This is a genomic window from Nonomuraea terrae (assembly GCF_004348995.1).
In the GTDB taxonomy this organism is placed as follows: Bacteria; Actinomycetota; Actinomycetes; order Streptosporangiales; family Streptosporangiaceae; genus Nonomuraea; species Nonomuraea terrae.
This window is the reverse complement of sequence record NZ_SMKQ01000443.1, coordinates 1-1,337: the sequence shown is the minus strand read 5'-3', so window position 1 is coordinate 1,337 and position 1,337 is coordinate 1. Positions and strand designations below refer to the sequence as shown.

At 66.6% G+C, this 1,337-nt stretch carries 1 protein-coding gene; it reads left to right on the top strand.

The genetic code is table 11. The annotated features are described in order from the left end of the window. Nucleotides 1-164: 164 nt before the first annotated feature. Nucleotides 165-812, top strand: a complete 648-nt coding sequence (locus tag E1286_RS47270; protein ID WP_132623962.1) for a helix-turn-helix domain-containing protein — start codon at nt 165-167, stop codon at nt 810-812. The last annotated feature ends 525 nt before the right edge of the window (nt 813-1,337 follow it).

Below are 1,337 nucleotides of genomic sequence, written 5' to 3'. Positions count from 1 at the left end.
GGTGGGCGGGTTCGGCCGTGGTCGTCGTGCGAGGTAACGCAGGAGAAGAGGTGGGTGCGGAGGAGGGTGAGGAGTTATGAAGGGAATGCTTCATAACTGTGAAGGTAATCCTTCACAGTTATGAAGGCAACTCTTCAGATCTACGCATTGGGTACCTTTGGCGCATGACGCGGCGCACTGAAGTGCTCAGTGACCCCAAGGCGATGCGGGCACTGGCCCATCCGGCGAGATTGATGATCCTGAACAGGCTGGGTGTCGAGGGCAGCGCTACCGCGACCGAAGTGGCGGAGATCGCGGGGATCACACCCAGTGCCGCCAGCTACCACCTGCGGATGTTGGCCAAGTACGGGTTCGTGGAGGACGCGCCGCCGCGTGGCGACGGCAGGGAGCGGGTCTGGAAGTCCGTGGACAAGGCCCTCAGCGTCGGCGTGCGGCCTGGTGATCCGCCGGAGGTCAAGGACGCCAAGTTCGTGGTGATGGAGGCGTTCCGGCGAGAGGCGAACGAAGAAGCGGATCGAGCTCTGTCGAGCGTCGAACGGGAGTCGGACGAGTGGCGGGACGCAACCCGGTTCAACCGGGTTCGGCTCAGGGTCGACGCCGAGGAGTTGATGCGGTTGAGCGAAGAGATCGAGAAGTTGATCGAGCCGTACATCGCCCAGCGCCGCAGCAAGGAGGCCGCGCCGGAGGGGGCCAGGATCGCCGAGGCGCAGATCAACCTGTTCCCTGTGGCGAAGAGGGCGGTTCCGGGGCTGCCCACCGAGGACCACGATGCGGGTACGCCGGCCGCTGGGGAGGGCCGGGAGGAGGAATAGGGCGCACGGCCTCTGTGTGGTTACGCCTGCTGGGCGGTCGGCACGATGGGCGGTCTATGCGCCTCCAAGTTCGACCTGCGGGTGCCGTTGCCTCACGCCACTTCGCCTACGAGAGCCTGCGCCGCGGCTGCTCAGCGAGCTGCTCAGCGAGAGGATCGCGAGGTTCGTCTCGCTGCCACAGCCCGTCGTCACGGAGTCCGTCGTCACGGAGTCCGTCGTCACGGAGTCCGTCGTCACGGAGTCCGTCGTCTTGGTGTCGTTCGTCTTGCGGTTGGCCGTCTTGGCATGGGGCCACTGCTCGGCGGGCGCCGGCTCGTCCGGCTCCGGCGGATGACCAATGTGCGCGCGGAGGTCTTCTTCGTCACCTGTCTTGGTGGTTGACGGTGACCTTGGCGATGGTCGCGGCGCCGCGCCGGGGCGGCGGGGCGGCGGTGTCATGGGTGGCGATGGGCTCACGGCGACATGGCCGGCTGGGGTTGGCTTCGTGGTCGAGGAACGGAGGCCCGGTGTCGGTAATGGTGGGGT

Bases quoted from the DNA above. Each gene is read 5' to 3' on its own strand.
- E1286_RS47270 (WP_132623962.1), top strand. From the start codon at position 165: ATGACGCGGCGCACTGAAGTGCTCAGTGACCCCAAGGCGATGCGGGCA.